The 18,424-nt window shown below is 63.2% G+C and carries 19 protein-coding genes; 12 read left to right on the forward strand and 7 right to left on the reverse strand.

The window, feature by feature from the left end; translation table 11 throughout:
- Window positions 1-8: 8 nt before the first annotated feature.
- The 5 genes from JMV54_RS00405 to JMV54_RS00425 are packed head-to-tail and all read right to left on the reverse strand — an operon-like array spanning window position 9 to window position 3,628.
- Window positions 9-248, reverse strand: a complete 240-nt coding sequence (locus JMV54_RS00405; RefSeq protein WP_201516912.1) for a MoaD/ThiS family protein — start codon at window positions 246-248, stop codon at window positions 9-11.
- Window positions 248-1,201, reverse strand: coding sequence for an NTP transferase domain-containing protein (locus JMV54_RS00410; protein WP_201516913.1), 954 nt, complete (start codon window positions 1,199-1,201; stop codon window positions 248-250). Before JMV54_RS00410 ends, JMV54_RS00405 begins: the two co-directional genes overlap by 1 nt.
- Entirely contained in the window at window positions 1,186-1,656 is a 471-nt protein-coding gene (moaC, locus tag JMV54_RS00415) for a cyclic pyranopterin monophosphate synthase MoaC (protein ID WP_201516914.1), read from the reverse strand. Before moaC ends, JMV54_RS00410 begins: the two co-directional genes overlap by 16 nt.
- Window positions 1,653-2,879, reverse strand: coding sequence for a molybdopterin molybdotransferase MoeA (locus JMV54_RS00420; RefSeq protein ID WP_230972741.1), 1,227 nt, complete (start codon window positions 2,877-2,879; stop codon window positions 1,653-1,655). The genes moaC and JMV54_RS00420 overlap by 4 nt, the downstream gene beginning before the upstream one ends.
- On the reverse strand, window positions 2,876-3,628 hold the full coding sequence (locus JMV54_RS00425; protein ID WP_201516915.1) for a HesA/MoeB/ThiF family protein: 753 nt from the start codon (window positions 3,626-3,628) through the stop codon (window positions 2,876-2,878). Before JMV54_RS00425 ends, JMV54_RS00420 begins: the two co-directional genes overlap by 4 nt.
- Window positions 3,629-3,769: 141 nt before the next feature.
- Between JMV54_RS00425 and modA the strand changes: the two genes are divergently transcribed.
- From modA to JMV54_RS00440, 3 genes are read left to right on the forward strand one after another with little or no spacing between them, the layout of a single operon-like run.
- Complete coding sequence (modA, locus tag JMV54_RS00430) at window positions 3,770-4,522, forward strand: molybdate ABC transporter substrate-binding protein (protein ID WP_201516916.1); 753 nt, start codon at window positions 3,770-3,772, stop codon at window positions 4,520-4,522.
- 11 nt (window positions 4,523-4,533) lie between these two features.
- Complete coding sequence (gene modB, locus JMV54_RS00435) at window positions 4,534-5,415, forward strand: molybdate ABC transporter permease subunit (protein WP_201516917.1); 882 nt, start codon at window positions 4,534-4,536, stop codon at window positions 5,413-5,415.
- Window positions 5,415-6,452, forward strand: a complete 1,038-nt coding sequence (locus JMV54_RS00440; protein WP_201516918.1) for an ABC transporter ATP-binding protein — start codon at window positions 5,415-5,417, stop codon at window positions 6,450-6,452. Before modB ends, JMV54_RS00440 begins: the two co-directional genes overlap by 1 nt.
- Before the next feature lie 33 nt (window positions 6,453-6,485).
- On the opposite strand, the gene fdhD is transcribed toward JMV54_RS00440, so the two are convergent.
- Together fdhD and JMV54_RS00450 are read right to left on the reverse strand one after the other, a co-directional pair.
- Window positions 6,486-7,343: a formate dehydrogenase accessory sulfurtransferase FdhD gene (gene fdhD / locus JMV54_RS00445; protein WP_201516919.1), complete on the reverse strand. Its 858-nt coding sequence runs from the start codon at window positions 7,341-7,343 to the stop codon at window positions 6,486-6,488.
- 5 nt (window positions 7,344-7,348) lie between these two features.
- Window positions 7,349-8,362: a DUF808 domain-containing protein gene (locus JMV54_RS00450; RefSeq protein WP_201516920.1), complete on the reverse strand. Its 1,014-nt coding sequence runs from the start codon at window positions 8,360-8,362 to the stop codon at window positions 7,349-7,351.
- A gap of 102 nt (window positions 8,363-8,464) precedes the next feature.
- Here JMV54_RS00450 and pyrR point away from each other — a divergent pair, with 102 nt between their 5' ends.
- From pyrR to rpoZ, 9 genes are read left to right on the forward strand one after another with little or no spacing between them, the layout of a single operon-like run.
- Entirely contained in the window at window positions 8,465-9,031 is a 567-nt protein-coding gene (gene pyrR, locus JMV54_RS00455; RefSeq protein WP_201516921.1) for a bifunctional pyr operon transcriptional regulator/uracil phosphoribosyltransferase PyrR, read from the forward strand.
- A complete protein-coding gene (locus JMV54_RS00460) occupies window positions 9,031-9,984 on the forward strand; it encodes an aspartate carbamoyltransferase catalytic subunit (RefSeq protein ID WP_201516922.1) in 954 nt (317 codons plus the stop codon). The genes pyrR and JMV54_RS00460 overlap by 1 nt, the downstream gene beginning before the upstream one ends.
- A 2-nt stretch (window positions 9,985-9,986) precedes the next feature.
- Entirely contained in the window at window positions 9,987-11,330 is a 1,344-nt protein-coding gene (locus JMV54_RS00465; protein WP_201516923.1) for a dihydroorotase, read from the forward strand.
- A complete protein-coding gene (locus tag JMV54_RS00470; protein WP_201516924.1) occupies window positions 11,330-11,851 on the forward strand; it encodes a PH-like domain-containing protein in 522 nt (173 codons plus the stop codon). Before JMV54_RS00465 ends, JMV54_RS00470 begins: the two co-directional genes overlap by 1 nt.
- The gene (carA, locus tag JMV54_RS00475) at window positions 11,848-12,999 is read left to right on the forward strand and encodes a glutamine-hydrolyzing carbamoyl-phosphate synthase small subunit (protein WP_201516925.1); all 1,152 of its coding nucleotides are present in this window, start codon (window positions 11,848-11,850) and stop codon (window positions 12,997-12,999) included. The genes JMV54_RS00470 and carA overlap by 4 nt, the downstream gene beginning before the upstream one ends.
- Before the next feature lie 18 nt (window positions 13,000-13,017).
- The gene (gene carB, locus JMV54_RS00480; RefSeq protein WP_201516926.1) at window positions 13,018-16,323 is read left to right on the forward strand and encodes a carbamoyl-phosphate synthase large subunit; all 3,306 of its coding nucleotides are present in this window, start codon (window positions 13,018-13,020) and stop codon (window positions 16,321-16,323) included.
- A complete protein-coding gene (gene pyrF, locus JMV54_RS00485) occupies window positions 16,320-17,192 on the forward strand; it encodes an orotidine-5'-phosphate decarboxylase (protein ID WP_230972523.1) in 873 nt (290 codons plus the stop codon). The genes carB and pyrF overlap by 4 nt, the downstream gene beginning before the upstream one ends.
- Window positions 17,189-18,100: a guanylate kinase gene (gene gmk, locus JMV54_RS00490; protein ID WP_201516927.1), complete on the forward strand. Its 912-nt coding sequence runs from the start codon at window positions 17,189-17,191 to the stop codon at window positions 18,098-18,100. The genes pyrF and gmk overlap by 4 nt, the downstream gene beginning before the upstream one ends.
- Window positions 18,097-18,420 carry a DNA-directed RNA polymerase subunit omega gene (rpoZ, locus tag JMV54_RS00495; protein ID WP_201516928.1) on the forward strand — a complete coding sequence of 108 codons (324 nt, stop codon included), beginning with the start codon at window positions 18,097-18,099 and terminating at the stop codon, window positions 18,418-18,420. The genes gmk and rpoZ overlap by 4 nt, the downstream gene beginning before the upstream one ends.
- The last annotated feature ends 4 nt before the right edge of the window (window positions 18,421-18,424 follow it).

The following is an 18,424-nucleotide window of genomic DNA, read 5'->3' on the forward strand; positions in this document are numbered from 1 at the left end:
CGCGCAGCCTATCCACCGGCAAATGGCGGCAGCACATCCACCGTGCTGACGCCGTCGAGCGGGCAATCAGCCGCCGGCTCGTGGCGCACACCGTCCACAAAATACGAGCACTGGGGGAGCACCTCGGCAAAAGCCTCGGGAAGTGTGCGAATGAGCTCGTCACGCAGCTCGGCAAGCGAGGATGCGGTGCTCGTGGTGGCCTCACATTCGGCGGCTGCGGCGGCGGCGGCAAAAAAACGAACCTGCATTAGTTGTCACTCTCCTCGGTGCGATCGGTGGGTGCTGCGTCGACGCTGCGATTCGCGGACTCGGTGCTGTACCGTTCGATTTCTGCTCGCACGAGCGCATTCGCTGCGGCAACCGAGTCGACGCGTCCTTGGCCGAGCGCGAGCCCAATCATGAAGGCTGTCACCGGAGCTCCGGGGCGCACCACCTCGTGTGCCACATCGCGAGCCATATCCAGGATGGATTCGAGCGGCACCTGCTCGGGATCAACACCCAGCTGCGGGGCAAGCTGTGCCACCCAGGGTTCGAGGTCGGGATGCATTCCACGCGACATGTTCGTCCTGCTTTCGTTGTTTTTAACCCGGCGGATTGGCAGCCGGGCACCTATTTGCCGCAGTTGTTCCAGGGTATCGAGGTCGGCGGTGACACTTGCTGGCACCGAAACCTCCGCGAGGTTCAACTCGCTGAGTACGCCGCGAAGCGATGCGTTCACCGGAACCTCGGCGGTCGCCTGCCGCAGAGCTTCGAGCCGGGCGCGAAACGAGGTCCACTGCCGACGGCCGTCGCTGACGAGTATCGCCCCGTCGGTCACGTCATTGGCCTCCCACCGCTCGAGTGCCCGAACGGCCTCGTGTGGCCGCTGCAGATCGCAGGGGAGCACTGTCACGAGGGTGGTGTCAGGTAGGGATGCAAGCGCGGCGACTCCCGTGGCAAGTGCGCTTGCGGGGCCCGCAAAAACCGGGCTTTCGCGCACGAACCGATATCCGGCGCGTACAGACCCAGAGCCGCGCGTGGCCGCATCCGCCGCCGATTCTGGGCCCACAATCACCGGCGCCACCGATAGTTCGCCGATCGCCGAGAGCGTGCGCTCGAGGAGGGTTTGGCCATCGAGTATCACGCGCGCTTTATCCGCGCCGCCAAGCCGCGTCGCCCGCCCCCCGGCGAGCACCACAGCCGCCGTTAGTCGCGCAGCCATTCGCCGCTTTTACCGCCGGTTTTACGAACCAGCTCAATCCGCTCAATCGCCACCTGCTTGTCGATACCCTTCACCATGTCGACGATGGCGAGCGCCGCCACCGAAACCGCGGTGAACGCCTCCATTTCGACGCCGGTGCGGTCGGCAGTGCCCACGGTGGCCGTGATTTCGACGCCTTCATCGGTGATTTCCAGATCAACCGAGGCGGCGTGCACACCAATGATGTGGGCAAGCGGCAAAAGCTGCGCGCACTGTTTGGCGCCGGCGATTCCGGCGATACGCGCCAGGGCCAACACATCGCCCTTGGGGACGCTCTGGTCGCGCAGCGCCGCCACCACCGCGGGCGGGCAGCTCACTCGGCCGCGGGCGGTGGCTGAGCGCACCGTGGGCTGTTTATGGGTCACATCAACCATGTGCACGTGACCGGCAGCATCCAGGTGGGTGAAATTTGTCATTCGAGAATCCTCCAAATAGTAAGTTCATCGCCGGGCAGCACCTGTTCGACGCTCGCGGGAATGAGGGCGAGCCCCTCGGCTGCGGCGAGCCTCGCCACCAGATGCGAACCCGAGCCGCGCTCGGTTGCCGGGGTGACGCGCTGTGCATCCACCCAGCGAACGGGCATGAGCTGGGCGCGTGCCGCCGAGGTGCGCCAGCCGGTTGCCGCGATTGCCGAAAGCGTTTGATGGGTTGGCCCTCGCGAGCCAGCCAGGCGAGCCAGTGCCGGGCGCACAAAGGCCTCAAACGAGGCAAATACGCTCACCGGATTGCCCGGCAGGGCAAACAACAGCGCTCCCGAGGGGGCACGGCCAAAACCCTGAGGCTTACCGGGCTGCATCGCGACCTTGGTGAACTCGACCTGCCAATTGCTGCGCGTGAGCTCGAGCCGCACCACATCAAAGGCGCCGACGCTGACGCCCCCGGTGGTGATGATGACATCGGCGCGCTGCGCCGCCTGCTCGAGCGCGGTAAGTAGCCCGGCGCCCGAATCATCGGCGCGGATTGCATCCACCACCTCGGCGCCCGACTCGGCGAGCAGGCCCTGCAGCAGCGTGCGGTTTGAGTCGTAGAGCTGGCCCCGCTGCAGCGGCGCGCCGGGATCGACGAGCTCATCACCAGTAGAGACGATCACCACGCGCGGGCGGGGATGCGCGAGCACTTCGGCGACGCCGCAGGCAGCTAGCGCCGACAGGCGTCGGGCCCCGAGGAAGTCGCCGGCCGCTGCCACGCGGTCGCCGCAGTGCAGGTCTTCGCCGCGCCGGCGAATATGTGCGCCGGGTCGCGGTGGTGTCGTGACGCGAATTTGTTTGGGAAGCTCGGCGGTGATATCGGTGCCGAGATCGGTCGCCTCCAGCGGCACGACCGCGGTGGCTGCGGTGGGCACCGGTGCGCCGGTCATGATGCGCGCACACTCACCGTGTTGCAGCGGCGGGTCGATGGGCGCTCCGGCGGGCACATCCGCCACCACCGGGAACTCTGCTGGTGCCGGCATCGGGGCATCGATGCGCACGGCATATCCGTCCATTGCCGAATTATCGGCGGTCGGCAAATCGATTGTGGAGTGCACATCCTCGGCCAGATAGCAGCCGAGTGCCGAGTCGAGCAGCATTTTTACCGGCGTGAGCGGGTGGGCCTGCTGCAAGACCAGGTCAAGATGCTCGGTAAGTGGTCGTAGTGTCACAGCTCGGTTCCTTCAATGTTCGGATGCGCGCGCAGCGGCATTTCGCGAATGGTGGCGCCCAGCGTGTCCCACAGCTGTACGCGGCCGATGAGCGGCCGCCCAATACCCGTCAGGAGTTTGATCGTTTCACCGGCCATTGCTGAACCGACCTGCCCGCACAGCGGCGAAAATGTGCCCTCAACCGAGCCCGATCGGCCCGGGCAGCTGAGCATCCGGTCGCGATCAATCAGCGCGTCGATACCGGCGCCACCGGGCGCAAACACGGTGCACATCCCGTCAAACGCGACGACCGAACCCCACACCAGCGGCACACCCAACCGTTCGCAGGTATCGGCCACAACAAAGCGTGTTGGCCAGTGGTCGGTGGTGTCGAGCACCACATCGTGATCGGCGAGTAGCCGCTCGGCATTTTCGGCGGTGAGGCGTTCCAAAACCGGGCGGATGCTGCCGTGCGGCATCGCGCTCGCGAGTCGATCACGGGCCCGTTCGGCCTTGTACCCGCCAATATCAGCTTCGCGGTAGAGCGTCTGACGCGACAGGTTGTGGCGCTCGATCGTGTCGAAGTCGAACAGCGTGATGGTGCCCACCTCGGCGCCCGCGAGCAGTGTCAATGCCGGGGTCGCGAGCCCGCCGGCACCGACCACCGCGATCCGCGCGGCGGTGAGTTTTGCGGCACCGGCCTCGCCTACACCCGCCAGCGCAATGTGGCGTCGTTGCCGTTCACGAGTGTCGGAATGTTCGAGCTGCATGAGAATCAGGCTAGCGCGTTGTTTCGGATAGGCTGGTGGCACCCGGCCACACGGGTATTGATAGCACCCCGCGTCGTCGCAGTGGTGCGGCTTTTGCAGCCAAACCTGGCACTAGCATCGACAACGAAGAGGTGTGGACCCATGCGTAAACCACTGCGTTTGATTGCCCTGCTGGGTGTGGCGGCGATGGCGCTCACCGGCTGCGCCGGTGAAGCTTCAACCGAGGCGGCACCGCTGGAAGTACACGCTGCTGCCTCGCTGAAAGAGCCCATGACCGAGCTCATGAGCGACTATCAAGCAGAACATCCCGATATGGAATTTGCGCCGCTGACCACGGCCGGCTCGCAGCAGCTCGTGCAGCAGGTAAATGAGGGTGCCCCGGTTGATGTGCTCGCACTCGCTGACGAAACGAGCCTCACTCAGCTTGAGGGCGACCACACAGATGGCTTCGACATTTTTGTCGAAAACTCGCTGGTGGTAGTGACCACCGAGGATGCGGCTGCGCGAATTAAATCGGTGGCAGATCTCGCCGACGCGAACAACAAGGTCGTTATTTGCCACTCGAACGTGCCCTGCGGCCGTGCCACCGAACGCCTTTTTGCCGAGGCTGGCGTGTCGGTTTCAGTGGTCAGTGAAGAAGATAACGTGAAGGCCGTGCTCACCAAGGTGACGCTCGGTGAAGCCGATGCCGGTTTGGTGTATCGCAGCGATGTGGTGGGAGTAGACGGCGTCGAGTTTTTTGCTCCCGAAGAAGCGGCTGAAATTGTGAACCGCTACCCGATCGGGGCGCTCAGCGATCACCCGCACGCACAGTCGTTCATCGACTATGTGCGCGGTGAACACGGCCGCGAGGTGCTCAAACGCTACGGGTTCCTGGTGCCCGAGGGCAAATAACCGTATAGGCGATGGCGCAAAAACAACGAGAACGTGAGACAGCCGGTGCGCGCGAGCGGGCGAAAAAAGCGGCACCCACCCGCGTGAGCGGCAACCACTCCATCCGTGATGTACCGGTGCTGGTGGTGATCGCCGCAATCATCACACTGCTGTTCATCGTGGCGCCACTATTGGCGCTGGCGGGCCGGGTGGAGTGGTCAGCGCTCACACAGCAGCTCACGAGCACCAGCACGCTCGTTTCGCTGGGGCTCTCACTCGGCACCGCCTTTGCCGCCACCATCGTGTGCGCGCTGCTGGGGGTGCCGCTGGCGATGTGGATCGCTCGCCTGGGACCCACCGCGGCCGCTGCCGCCCGCGCGCTGGTGCTGGTGCCGATGCTGATGCCGCCGCTTGTGGGCGGGCTCGCGCTACTGGCACTATTCGGACGTAACGGGGCGGTGGGGCATCTGTTCACCAGCCTCACCGGCGAACAAATTCCGTTCTCGACCGCCGCCGTCGTGTTTGCCCAAAGCTATGTGGCGCTGCCGTTTTTTGTGCTCGCGGTTGAACAGGCGATCCGCGCGGTTGATCCGCGACTGGAACTCGTGGCCCGCGGTCTGGGTGCTTCCCGAGGCCGTGTCTGGCGGCGGATCACGCTCCCACTGATCGCCCCGGCAATCGCCTCGGGCGCCATGCTGAGTTTTTCGCGGGCGCTCGCCGAATTTGGTGCCACAGCCATGTTCGCCGGCAACCGCGAGGGCGTTACCCGCACGATGCCGCTGTCGATTTACACGGCGTTTAATGGCGGCGGTGTTTCGGCACAGGAGGCATATACGCTTTCGATCATTCTGGTGGCCGCCGCGATTATCGTCCTGGTGGCGCTGCGCTCATGGCGTGTGGGAGGTGAGCGGTGATGAACCGCAAACCGAACACGCTGCCGCTTGCCGGTCGCATCCTGGTGCCTCGCGACCGGATCACCGCTGATATTGACCTGACGGTGACCGAGGGTGAACGAATTGCGCTCATCGGTGCCAATGGCTCGGGAAAATCAACGCTGCTCGGCGCCCTCACCGGGCTCGCACCGATCGACCGCAACAGCACCATCACACTCTTCGGTACACCGCTTCGTGAAGTGCCGCTCGACCAGCGCCAGATCGGCTACCTCGCACAGGACGGACTGCTGTTTCCGCACCTGAGCGCCGTCGACAATGTGGCTTTTGCCACCGGACTTCCAAAAGCCTCGGCGCGCAGCCGCGCTCACGAAATCCTCGCCGAGCTCGCCGCAACAAAACTCGCCGATGCCCGCCCCGGCGAGCTTTCGGGTGGTGAACGTCAGCGGGTGGCGCTTTCCCGGGCACTTGCCGCGACGCCGCGCATCCTGGTGCTTGACGAACCCTTTGCGGCGCTCGATGTGAGCGCGAGCGCCGAGCTACGCGAACTCGTAGCGTCGGCAGCAGCAAGGCACGGACTGACGCTGCTTTTTGCCAGTCACGATCTCGTGGATGTGGTGCGGCTCGCCGAACGGGTGATCGTGATTGAGGCTGGCAGAGTGATCGAAGACTTGCGTGTTAGCGAGCTGCAGCGGCGGCCGCGTAGCGCGTTCGCTGCCGAATTTGCGGGGCTGGCCCGGATTAACGGTGAAATCATCGACGGCGCCTTCCGCTGTGCGGCCGGCAGCGTGAGGCTCGACGACCGCTTCGGCACTGATTCGCGCGCCGCCGATGCGGTGCCAGGCGCGGCAACGCTGCTCGTGCCGGCTGCATCCGTACTGCCGGCGCCGGCCGAAGCTGCCGATTGGAATGACCGCGTGGTGGCGCTGCTGGGAGACGGTACCGAGGTGCTCGCGCAGCTTGCAAGCGGGCTGCGGATGCGGCTGCCGAACTCGACACTGCGGGTGGGGGATGAGCTGGCGGTTCGGATCTGCGCCGGTGAACTGGTTGCGGGTTTCTAAGCCGAGACTCAGGGGAGGGGTGCCGCTCGCGCGCTACAGCTCCTGATCGCAGCCGGCGACCCGCTGCGGATGGGTGTAGATCGTCGCGCGTTCACCCCGACTGAACCCGACGAGCGTGATGCCCACCTCATCGGCGAGCTCTGCAGCGAGGCTCGACGGCGCCGAAACGGCTGCCATTACGGGGATCCCGGCCAAGTGACACTTTTGGACGAGCTCAAACGAGGCGCGGCCCGACACCTGCATGACCGTCTCGGTGGCCGGCAGCCGATCGTCGCGCAGCGCGGCGCCGATCACCTTATCGACGGCGTTATGCCGACCGACATCCTCGCGCACGTAGAGCGCGGTGCCATCGAAGCGGAACAAACCGGCGGCATGCAACCCGCCGGTGCTGTCAAAAAGGCGCTGCTCGGCGCGCAATAGCTCAGGAAGCTCGAGGAGCGTTTCGCGAGCAACCGTAGCCGGGCCGGTATCGCATCCGAAAACACTGCTGCGACGCACCGCATCGATCGATGTGGCACCGCACACTCCACAGGCCGAGGTGGTAACTACCCTCCTGGAAGTGATCGCATCCGCTGCCAGCAGCGGCAGTGTCGCATCGATCACATTCCACGAGCGGTCGCCATTTTCATCGACGTTTTCGCCGCAATAGCGCATCGAATGCAGCTGCTCGCGATGCGAGATGAGCCCCTCGCTGACGAGGTTGCCGGCGACAAGATCAAAATCATCGCCGGGGGTGCGCATGGTGACGGCCAGCTGACGGTCATTGACGCGGATCTCCAGAGGCTCCTCACCGGCGAGTGTGTCGCGGCGCAGCTTGTGGTCACCGTCGGCATAGATGACGAGCGTGCGGCGACGCTTGGTAACGCGGCGGGATGCGGGGGAGTACGACACGCTACCTACCGTTCTGTGCCCTGGCCGGGACCCGATTCTCCGGCTGCGTTGGCCGTGCCAGTAGCCGGCTCAGTTGATTTGCGCTGCGCGAATGCGTGGATCAGCGCAATCACGCCCGCCACCACCGAACCAACGACAAATCCGAGCACCATTGAGATCAGAGTCTCGACCAGCCAAGACAGTACGGCGCCAACACCGGCAACCGACAGCATCGACTCGGCGATGCCGTGCACAAAACCGTAGGGCTCGGCAAGCCCCACCGCGTGCGATTGCACGAGCAAAATATGTCCGCCAACCCAGAGCATCGCGAGGGTGCCAACAACACCGATGAAGGTCATCACCCGGGGCATGATCGCAACCAGGCTCTGCCCCACGCGCTGTGCGGTTTTTGACTTTCGGGTCGTGAGTGCCAGGCCGATATCGTCGATTTTGACCAGCAGCCCAACTGTGCCGTACACGCCGAGGGTGATCGCGATGGCCACCAGGATCAATACGATCGCCATCAGCATCCAGTTGTCCAGGCGCACCTCATTCATGGCGATCACCATGATTTCGGCGCTGAGGATGAAGTCGGTGCGGATCGCGCCCGAAACAACGCGCTTTTCGGTGTCAGCAGATGTCTCAGAGGAGGCGGCTGCAGCTTCGGCAAGCGGCTGCTCGTCGCGGTGCAGCAGCTTGTGCCACACCTTTTCGGCGCCCTCAAACGCGAGATAAGTGCCGCCGAGAATGAGCAGCCACGGTAGTGCCCACGGCGCCAGCCAGTTGAGCAGTAGCAGCGCCGGCAGGATGATCAACAGTTTGTTGACCAGCGAACCCCTGGTGATTTTCCAGATGATCGGCAGCTCGCGTTTTGGTTCCAGACCTCGCACATACTGTGGCGTGACCGCCGCGTCGTCGATGACCACACCGGCGGCCTTGGCGCTTGCTTTTGCAGTGAGCGCACCCACATCGTCGAGGCTTGCGGCCGTGAGTTTGGCGAGTGCAGCAATATCGTCAAGCAGTGCAATGAGTCCGGACACAACAGCAGCCTAGCGGTTGGCCGTGCCGGGGCGGTGATAGAGTGAATGTCGTTCTGATCATCCTTTAATTGCCGTCCAGTGAGGCGGGGAAGGGGGTCGACCTTGGCCGAACGCACAGTGCTGCAATCCGGCGATGTGTCGCGTGCGCTGATGCGAATCTCGCATCAAATTCTCGAAGCAAACCAGGGGCCCGAGGGACTGGTACTGCTGGGAATTCCCACCCGCGGTGTGCCGCTTGCGCAGCGCATCGGAGCCAATCTTCGGCAGATCTGCGGCGATGACGCCGAGCTATTGGGAAATGACTTTGTCGGGTCACTGGACGTGTCGATGTACCGTGACGATCTGCGACGCCGCAGCATCACGGTGGCCCACCCCACGAGCATCCCGGCCTCAGGAATTGACGGTCGCACAGTGGTGCTGGTCGACGATGTGCTCTTCTCTGGCCGCACGATTCGCGCGGCGCTTGACGCCATCAGCGATATCGGCCGCCCGAGCGCGGTGCGACTGGCGGTGCTCGTCGACCGCGGCCACCGCGAGCTACCGATTCGCGCTGATTTTGTTGGGAAAAACCTGCCGAGCGCACGAAGTGAACGCATCGATGTGCTGCTGCAAGAAATTGACGGTGGCGAGGATGCGGTTGTGATTCGAGACAGCGAGGATGAACGATAGTGCGACACCTCATCTCAACCGCCACGCTCACGCGCGAAGAAGCAATCCTGCTGCTTGATACGGCCGAGGATATGGCCGCCACCCAAGACCGCGAGGTGAAAAAACTCCCCGCACTGCGCGGCGTTACCGTGGTGAATCTGTTCTATGAAGATTCCACCCGTACCCGCATTTCGTTCGAGGCGGCCGAAAAACGGCTCAGCGCGGATGTCATCAATTTCGCTGCCAAAGGATCGAGCGTTTCAAAGGGCGAATCGCTCAAAGACACCGCACAGACGCTGCACGCAGTGGGGGCGGATGCGGTGGTCATTCGTCACCCGGCGTCGGGCGCGGCACAGATGCTTGCCGAACGCGGCTGGATTAATGCGCCGATCATTAATGCCGGTGACGGTTGCCACGAACACCCTACCCAGGCGCTGCTGGATGCGTTCACGCTGCGCCGCCGGCTGCACGGCAACAAGGCGCGCGGTCGCGGTCTTGACGGGGCGCGCGTGGTGATCGTCGGGGACGTGCTGCACTCGCGCGTGGCCCGCTCGAATGTGTGGCTGCTCGGGGCACTGGGCGCCGAGGTTGAGCTGGTGGGGCCGCCGACGCTGCTGCCCGGCGAATTCGACCGCTGGCCCGCCACCACCGACTACGACCTCGACGCTGCACTTGCTCGTAAACCCGACGCGGTCATGATGCTGCGCATCCAAGCCGAGCGGATGCGCGCAGCATTCTTCCCGCACAGTCGCGAATACGCGCGCATGTGGGGGCTTACCGAGCAGCGATTCCGTTCGCTGCCGGAAAGCACCGTGGTGATGCATCCGGGCCCGATGAACCGCGGGCTTGAAATCTCATCGGCCGCTGCCGATTCCAAACAGGCCACTGTGCTCGAGCAGGTGGCCAACGGTGTGAGCGTGCGCATGGCCGCTCTCTACCTGCTGTGCTCGGGCGTGAAAGAAGGCGCAAACTAACCATGAGCATCCTGATTCGTAACGTCCACCCCTATGGCGAGACCGCTCAAGACCTGCTGATTGAGGGCGATCGCATCGCACAAATCGCGCCTGCTGGCAGCATCGAAACCGCCGACGAAATCATCGACGGCACCGGGCTGATTGCGCTGCCGGGCCTCGTTGACCTGCACGTGCACCTGCGCGAACCCGGGTTTGAATCGAGCGAAACCGTGCTCACCGGTAGCCGAGCTGCCGCCAAGGGTGGGTTCACCACGGTGTTCGCCATGCCGAACACGCAGCCGGTGCAAGACACCGCCGGCGTGGTGGAAGCGGTGTGGGCGCTGGGCCGCGAGGCCGGATACGCCGATGTGCATCCGATCGGCGCAGTAACCGTCGGCCAGCAGGGCGAACAGCTCGCTGAGCTCGCCTCGATGGCGAACTCGCGTGCCCGAGTTCGCGTATTCAGCGACGACGGTAAATGCGTGTTTGATCCGCTCATCATGCGCCGGGCACTCGAATATGTGAAGGCATTTGACGGTGTTGTAGCCCAGCACGCACAAGACCCGAAGCTCACCGAGGGCGCCCAGATGAACGAGGGCGCACTCAGTGCTGAACTGGGCCTTGGCGGCTGGCCGGGCGCTGCCGAAAGTTCGATCATCGCTCGTGATGCGCTGCTCGCCGAGCAGGTTGGTTCGCGCGTGCACGTGTGCCACCTTTCGACGCGCGCATCGGTCGATGTGGTGCGGTTTGCGAAGGCCCGCGGTATTCAGCTCACCGCCGAGGTCACGCCTCACCACCTGCTGCTCACCGAAGAAAAAGTGCGTGGCTTTGATGCCCGCTACAAGGTGAACCCGCCGCTGCGCACCGAAGACGATGTGGAGGCGCTGCGTGACGCACTGGCTGACGGCACGATTGACATCGTCGGTACCGACCACGCGCCGCACCCCAGCGACTCGAAGCAGACCGAATGGGACTTCGCATCAATGGGCATGGTGGGCCTGGAATCGGCCCTGCGTATCGTGCACGCCACGATGGTGAACACCGGGCGGCTCGACTGGCGCGGTGTTGCCCGCGTGATGAGCGAAACTCCCGCGCGAATCGGTCAGGCGACGGATGCGGGGCAGCCACTGCAAGCCGGTCAGCTCGCGAACGTGGTGCTGTACGACGCCGAAACTTCGAGCGTATTCACCGAGGCTGATCTGGCCGGTAAATCGGTGAACTCGCCCTATCTGGGGTTGGAGCTCCCCGGCCGGGTACACACCACGATTTATCGCGGCCTGCCCACTGTTCGCGATGGCCAAGTGGTTGATGCCGAAACGCTGCTCGCTGCTCGCCGCTTGCAGCTGGCGACCGAGGGGGAGCGCTAGTGCCAACGACCGTGCTGCTCACCACCGCCGTTATTCTTGGCTGCTGCGCAGCGGTACTGCTTTTGATGCTGTCGGGCTGGCGGCACCGGATGCGCAAACAGCGCGATATTGCCGAACCACCGCAATTGCCGGCCGGGCTTGGCGAACCGCTGTACGCACTCGATGACGTGCACTACGTCGCCACTTCCGAAACCGGACGGGCACTCGAACGCATCGTTGTGCCACCGCTGGCGTATCGGGGTCGCGCAACCGTTGAGGTGCATCCCAGTGGTGTTGCCGTCGGTATTTCTGCAGCCCGCCCCTTTTTCATCCCCATTGACCGCATCGAGACGATTGCCCGGGCGCAGGCGACCATCGACCGCGCCGTAGAACGCGACGGCCTGCTGGTCATTCGCTGGCACATCGACACCGATCACTCAGTTGAAACCTACTTCCGCGTCGTCCATCCCGGTGAACGCCAAGCACTGCTCGACGCGCTGACCTCACTCATTGCACACACGCACACCCAGGAGCACGCATGATTCGCACCGAACCGGCCGTCCTCGTCCTTGAAGACGGCACCCGCTATGAAGGTCTTGCCTATGGAGCTCGCGGTGAGCGCTACGGAGAGCTGGTGTTTACCACCGGTATGACCGGCTACCAAGAAACCCTCTCTGACCCGAGTTATGCGGGCCAGATTGTGGTGCAGACCGCACCCCACATCGGCAACACCGGCGTGAACGATGAAGACATGGAGTCGGCCGGATTTTGGCCGGCAGGTTATGTGGTTCGCGATCCCAGCCGGGTGGTGTCGAATTGGCGGGCACAGGCCGACCTGGAAAGCGCGCTCGTCGAGAGCGGCATCGTTGGGATCAGCGATGTCGACACTCGCGCGCTCACGCGCAAAATTCGCGACCGGGGAGCAATGCGTGCCGGCGTGTTCAGCGGCGAGGCGCTCGGCATTGCCGAAGCTGAGCAGCTTGAGCGCGTGCAGGCCCAGCCCGAGATGGCCGGTCGGTATCTCTCCGACCGCGTTACCACCGATGCAGCCTATGTTGCCGAACACACCGGCAGCGAGCGCATCGGGGTGGTGGCGCTGCTCGACCTGGGCGTAAAAACCGCCACGATCCGCAACCTCAACTACCGCGGTTTTGATGTGCACGTGCTGCCCGCCGACGCCACCGCCGATGATGTGCGCGCGACCGGCGCCGACGCCATCTTCTATTCCAACGGCCCCGGTGACCCCGAAGCCAACGATGCGCAGGCACAGCTGCTGCGCGAACTGCTTCGTGAGGGCTATCCGTTCATGGGCATCTGCTTCGGAAACCAGTTGCTGGGCCGAGCCCTCGGTTTTGACACCTACAAGCTGCCGTTCGGCCACCGCGGCATCAACCAGCCCGTGCGCGACACCGCCACTGGCAAGGTTGAGATCACCGCGCAAAACCACGGCTTCGCGGTCGACGTGCCCCTTGACGGGCCGGTCGACTCACCGGCGGGTCTTGGCCGGGTAGAGGTGAGCCACATCGGGCTCAACGACCAGGTGGTCGAGGGGCTTCGCTGCCTCGACATTCCGGCGTTCTCGGTGCAGTTCCACCCCGAGGCCGCCTCTGGACCGCACGATGCATCCCCGCTTTTCGACCGGTTCCGCGACCTGGTCGTGGCCGCTAAAGCCGACAAACAGCACAACTAACGAGGAGCCGACGAACCTATGCCAAAGCGCAACGACATCAATTCAGTACTCGTCATCGGCTCGGGCCCGATCGTTATCGGTCAGGCAGCAGAGTTTGACTACTCCGGCACCCAGGCGTGCCGCGTGCTTCGCGAAGAGGGTGTGCGAGTAATTTTGCTCAACTCGAACCCGGCGACGATCATGACCGACCCCGACTTCGCCGACGCCACCTATGTTGAGCCGATCACCCCCGAAGTGATCGAAAAAATCATCCTGCGTGAGCGTCCCGACGCCATCTTGCCGACGCTCGGTGGCCAGACCGCACTCAACGCGGCCATGAAGCTGCACGAGCTCGGACTGCTCGAAAAACACGGAGTCGAACTCATCGGCGCCAATGTTGACGCAATTCGCCGCGGTGAAGACCGTCAGGAGTTCAAAGACCTGGTGATCGAGTGCGGTGCCGACGTGGCTCGCTCATACATTGCCCACACCGTCGAAGAGGCCAAGGCCTTCGCCGCCGACCTCGGCTACCCGCTGGTGGTGCGTCCCTCATTCACGATGGGTGGTCTGGGTTCTGGCTTCGCGCACGACGAGGCTGAGCTCGTGCGCATCGTTGAAGACGGGTTGCTCTCATCACCCACCAGCGAAGTGCTGCTCGAAGAATCGATCCTCGGGTGGAAAGAATACGAGCTCGAACTCATGCGCGACGCTGCCGACAACACGGTGGTGATTTGCTCGATTGAAAACGTTGACCCGGTTGGTGTGCACACCGGCGACTCAATCACCGTGGCACCGGCACTGACGCTCACCGACGTCGAATATCAAAAGCTGCGCGATGTCGGTATCGCCATCATTCGCGCCGTTGGTGTTGACACCGGTGGTTGCAACATCCAGTTTGCCGTCGACCCGAGCAATGGCCGTGTCATCGTTATCGAAATGAACCCGCGGGTATCTCGCTCATCGGCGCTGGCCTCAAAGGCCACCGGCTTCCCGATCGCAAAAATCGCCGCCAAGGTGGCCATCGGTTACCGTCTCGATGAGATCGCCAACGACATCACCCGCGAAACTCCGGCAAGCTTTGAGCCGGCCATCGACTACACGGTCGTCAAGGTGCCGCGGTTCAACTTTGAAAAATTCCCGGCCGCTGACCCCACCCTCACCACCACCATGAAATCGGTGGGTGAGGCCATGGCGATTGGCCGCAATTTCACCACGGCCCTGCAGAAGGCGCTGCGCTCGCTCGAAAAGCGCGGCTCATCATTTACCTGGGTCGATGACGAACGCACCGTTGATGAGCTGCTGGAGATCATCAAAACGCCCACCGACGGCAGAATCGTCGACGTGCAAATTGCCATGTCGAAGGGCGCCACGGTCGAGCAGATCTTTGAATCGACCAAGATTGACCCCTGGTTCCTCGATCAGATCGCACTCATCAACGAAATTGCCGAACAGGTGCGTTCGGTTGAGGTACTGGATGCGCCTACGCTGCGGTTGGCCAAGCGGCACGGTTTTTCTGATGCTCAGCTCGCCGAGCTGCGCGGACTCACCGAGGCTGAGGTGCGCGCGATCCGCCGCAATAGCGGCATCATCCCGGTATACAAAACCGTTGACACCTGCGCGGGCGAGTTCCCGGCATTCACGCCCTACCACTACTCGAGCTACGACCTTGAAACCGAGGTTGCACCGAGCGACCGCGAGAAGGTCATCATTCTCGGTTCGGGCCCGAACCGTATCGGTCAGGGTATCGAGTTCGACTATTCGTGTGTGCACGCCTCGTTCGCGTTGGCTGACGCGGGCTACGAAACCATCATGGTCAACTGCAACCCCGAGACCGTCTCGACCGACTACGACACTTCCGATCGGCTCTACTTTGAACCGCTGACGCTCGAAGACGTGCTCGAGGTTATCGACGCCGAACGCGCTTCTGGAACATTGAAGGGCGTGATTGTGCAGCTCGGTGGCCAAACCCCGCTGGGGCTCGCCAAGGGCCTGCAGGCCGCGGGCGTGCCGATTCTCGGCACCAGCCCGGATGCGATCGACAGCGCCGAAGAGCGTGGCCAGTTTGCGCGCATCCTCGAAGAAGCCGGCCTGGCAGCGCCGGCAAACGGTACGGCCACCAACCGCGCCGATGCCCACGAAATTGCCAATCGCATCGGCTACCCGGTGCTGGTGCGCCCGAGCTTCGTGCTGGGTGGTCGTGGGATGGAAATCGTCTACTCGACCGAGCAGCTGGACGACTACTTCGACCGCATCGCCGACCAGGGCATTGTTACGGTCGACCACCCGCTGCTGGTTGACCGCTTCCTCGACGACGCCACCGAAATCGACGTCGACGCGCTGTATGACGGCACCGACATCTATATCGGCGGCATCATGGAACACATCGAAGAGGCGGGTATTCACTCGGGCGACTCGGCCTGCACCCTGCCAGCTATCACCCTGAGTGATGCGCGTTTGCGTGAGGTGCGCGAGGCGACGCTGCGCATCGCCTCGGGAGTGGGCGTGCGCGGCCTGCTGAACGTGCAATTTGCGATCGGTGCTGGGCGGCTCTATGTGCTCGAAGCAAACCCGCGTGCCTCGCGCACTGTGCCGTTTGTTTCGAAGGCGCTCGGTACACAGCTCGCGAAGGCCGCTGCGCGCGTCATGGCTGGCGCCACTATCGCCGAATTGCGTGCCGAGGGGCTGCTACTGCCCGAGGGTGACGGCACGATTCTGCCGCTGGATGCTCCGGTAGCGGTGAAAGAAGCGGTGCTGCCGTTCAAACGCTTCCGCACGCGCGACGGCTCGATTGTCGACACGCTGCTCTCGCCCGAAATGCGTTCGACCGGTGAAGTGATGGGAATTGACAAAAACTTCCCGCTCGCGTTTGCCAAGAGCCAGCTTGCAGCCTACGGCGGGCTGCCCGAGGGGGGCACCGTGTTTGTTTCGGTGAATGACCGTGACAAGGGAGCGATCGTTACCCCGATCATGGAACTGCTCAACCTGGGATTTGAAATCTACGCCACCGACGGCACCGCCAAGGTGCTGTACCGGCACGGCATCGAGGCAAAGCTGGTTGGCAAGTTCACTGACGAGGGCGATACTGAGGTCGCGGCCGATAACCGCCCGAATATTGTCGAGATGATCCAGGCCGGCGAGGTCGATATGGTCATCAACACACCCTCGGGTGCCTCGTCGCGAGGTGACGGATACCAGATCCGCACCGCAGCAGTAACGGCCGATATCCCGATTTTCACCACGATGTCGGAGTTGCACGCTGCGGTTGGATCGTTCCGAGCGCTCCATGACGGGCTGGAAGTGACGCCGCTGCAGGAATACAACGAGCGACGGAAGGTAAACCGGTGACAACCGCGAAGACATTCGGCGAGCGGCTCGCTGAAACCACCGACAAATACGGCCACCTCTGTGTCGGTATCGACCCGCACACCTATTTGCTCGAGCGCTGGCAGCTGCCGGTATCGGCGGTGGGGGCACACGAGTTTGGTCTGCGCGTCGTCGAAGCGCTGCAGGGCCGAGTTGGCATCGTGAAACCCCAGGTTGCGTTCTACGAGCGATTCGGTGCCAACGGCTACCGCGTACTTGAAGACGTGTTCGAGGCGGCCCGGGCTGCCGGACTGCTGGTGATCGCCGATGTCAAGCGCGGTGATGTCGGTTCCACACTCGACGCCTACGCGGAAGCTTGGCTCACTCCCGGTATGCCGCTCGAAGCAGATGCGATGACCATGAACTCGTATCAGGGTTTTGACACGCTCAGCAGCCCGCTCGCAAAGGCGGAAAAATACAACAAGGGCCTGTTCGTGCTGGCCGCGACCTCCAACCCCGAATCAGCCTCGGTGCAGACCGCGATGCGGGTTCGCGGCTCGCAGGAGGGTCGCACTGTCGCCGGCGGTATTGCCGCACGGGCCGCACAGTGGAACCGCGAACACTACGCCGGTCGCGAGAAGGGTTCGATCGGTGTTGTACTCGGTGCCACGGTCGACCAAGAACTGCTCGGCATCGACGTGGATGATCTGGCCGTCGAACCCGACACGCCGATTTTGGCGCCGGGATTCGGCCACCAGGGCGCGCGTTTTGAGGACGTCAAGGAGATCTTCGGGAAGTCATCCGAGAATGTGATTGTTAACGCATCGCGTTCGATCCTTGGCGATGGGCTTGAGGGTCTGGATGCGGCGATCGATCATCACAACGAATTGTTGCGGCGGGCATTCAAATGAAATCGCAAACTCCACCACCAGTCGACCGGGTTGAAGCCTCGAAAAAAGCGGTCGAGGCCCGACGGGCGCGCGCTGAGGTTAAGCGTCGGCTCGCCTCCGGTGCGGCCCGACCGGTGGATGTGTTGGCCGCTGCCCTGCGCACCGACACTCCGCAGCATCCGGCCGCCACGATGCGGGTGCCGCAATTTTTGCGGGCAATCCCGCATATCGGCGAAACCAAGTCGACTCGCATCCTCGAACGCCTCGAAATTTCGCCGGTGAAAAAGCTCGGCGGACTTGGCAAACAGCAGCGCGAACGGTTGCGGCAGTTCCTGCTCGACTGGGAGGCTGCCTCGCCTGTGGAACCGCGAGTGATTGTGCTCGCCGGCCCCACCGCCGTTGGTAAGGGAACCGTCGCAAAATACATCCGTGACAACTACCCGGATGTGCACATCTCGGTTTCGGCAACCACCCGAAAACCTCGCCCGGGTGAGCGCGAGGGCGTCGACTACTACTTTGTCGACGACGCTGAATTTGACCGGCTTATCGCCGAAAATGAGCTGCTCGAATACGCGACCGTGCACAATGCGCATCGCTATGGCACCCCGGCAGAACCGCTGCGCGAGCGGCTGGCAAAATCACAGCCGGTGCTGCTCGAAATTGACCTGCAGGGGGCGCGCCAGGTGAAGGAGCGCATGCCTGAGGCTAGACTGGTGTTTTTGGCACCCCCGAGCTGGGATGAACTGGTGCGTCGACTCATTGGCCGTGGAACCGAATCGGCTGATGAGCAGGAGCGCCGCCTTCAGACCGCGAAGGTTGAGCTGGCATCCGTGAACGAGTTTGACGCGTACGTGGTGAACTCATCCGTTTCGGATGCCGCACACGAGGTTTTGCACCTCATGGGACTTGACGAAGGAAATCACAAATGATTGAGAAGCCCAAGGGCATCATCGACCCGCCCATTGACGAACTGCTGGAGCGCGTGTCGAACAAGTACGAGCTGGTAATTTTCGCTTCGAAGCGGGCTCGACAGATCAACGACTACTACAGCGATCTGCAGGATGGCACCGTGTACGGCAATGTTGGGCCGCTGGTCGACTCGAACGTCGACGACAAGCCGCTGTCGATTGCGCTGCACGAGATCAACCAGAACAAGCTCGTCATGCACGAGCCCGCACCCGAGGCCGCAGTCACCGATCTCGATGACCTCATCGACTTTGGCGACGACCCGGTAACCCCCGCAGAATAAGAGC

Source organism: Gulosibacter hominis (assembly GCF_904842695.1).
Taxonomy (GTDB): Bacteria; Actinomycetota; Actinomycetes; order Actinomycetales; family Microbacteriaceae; genus Gulosibacter; species Gulosibacter hominis.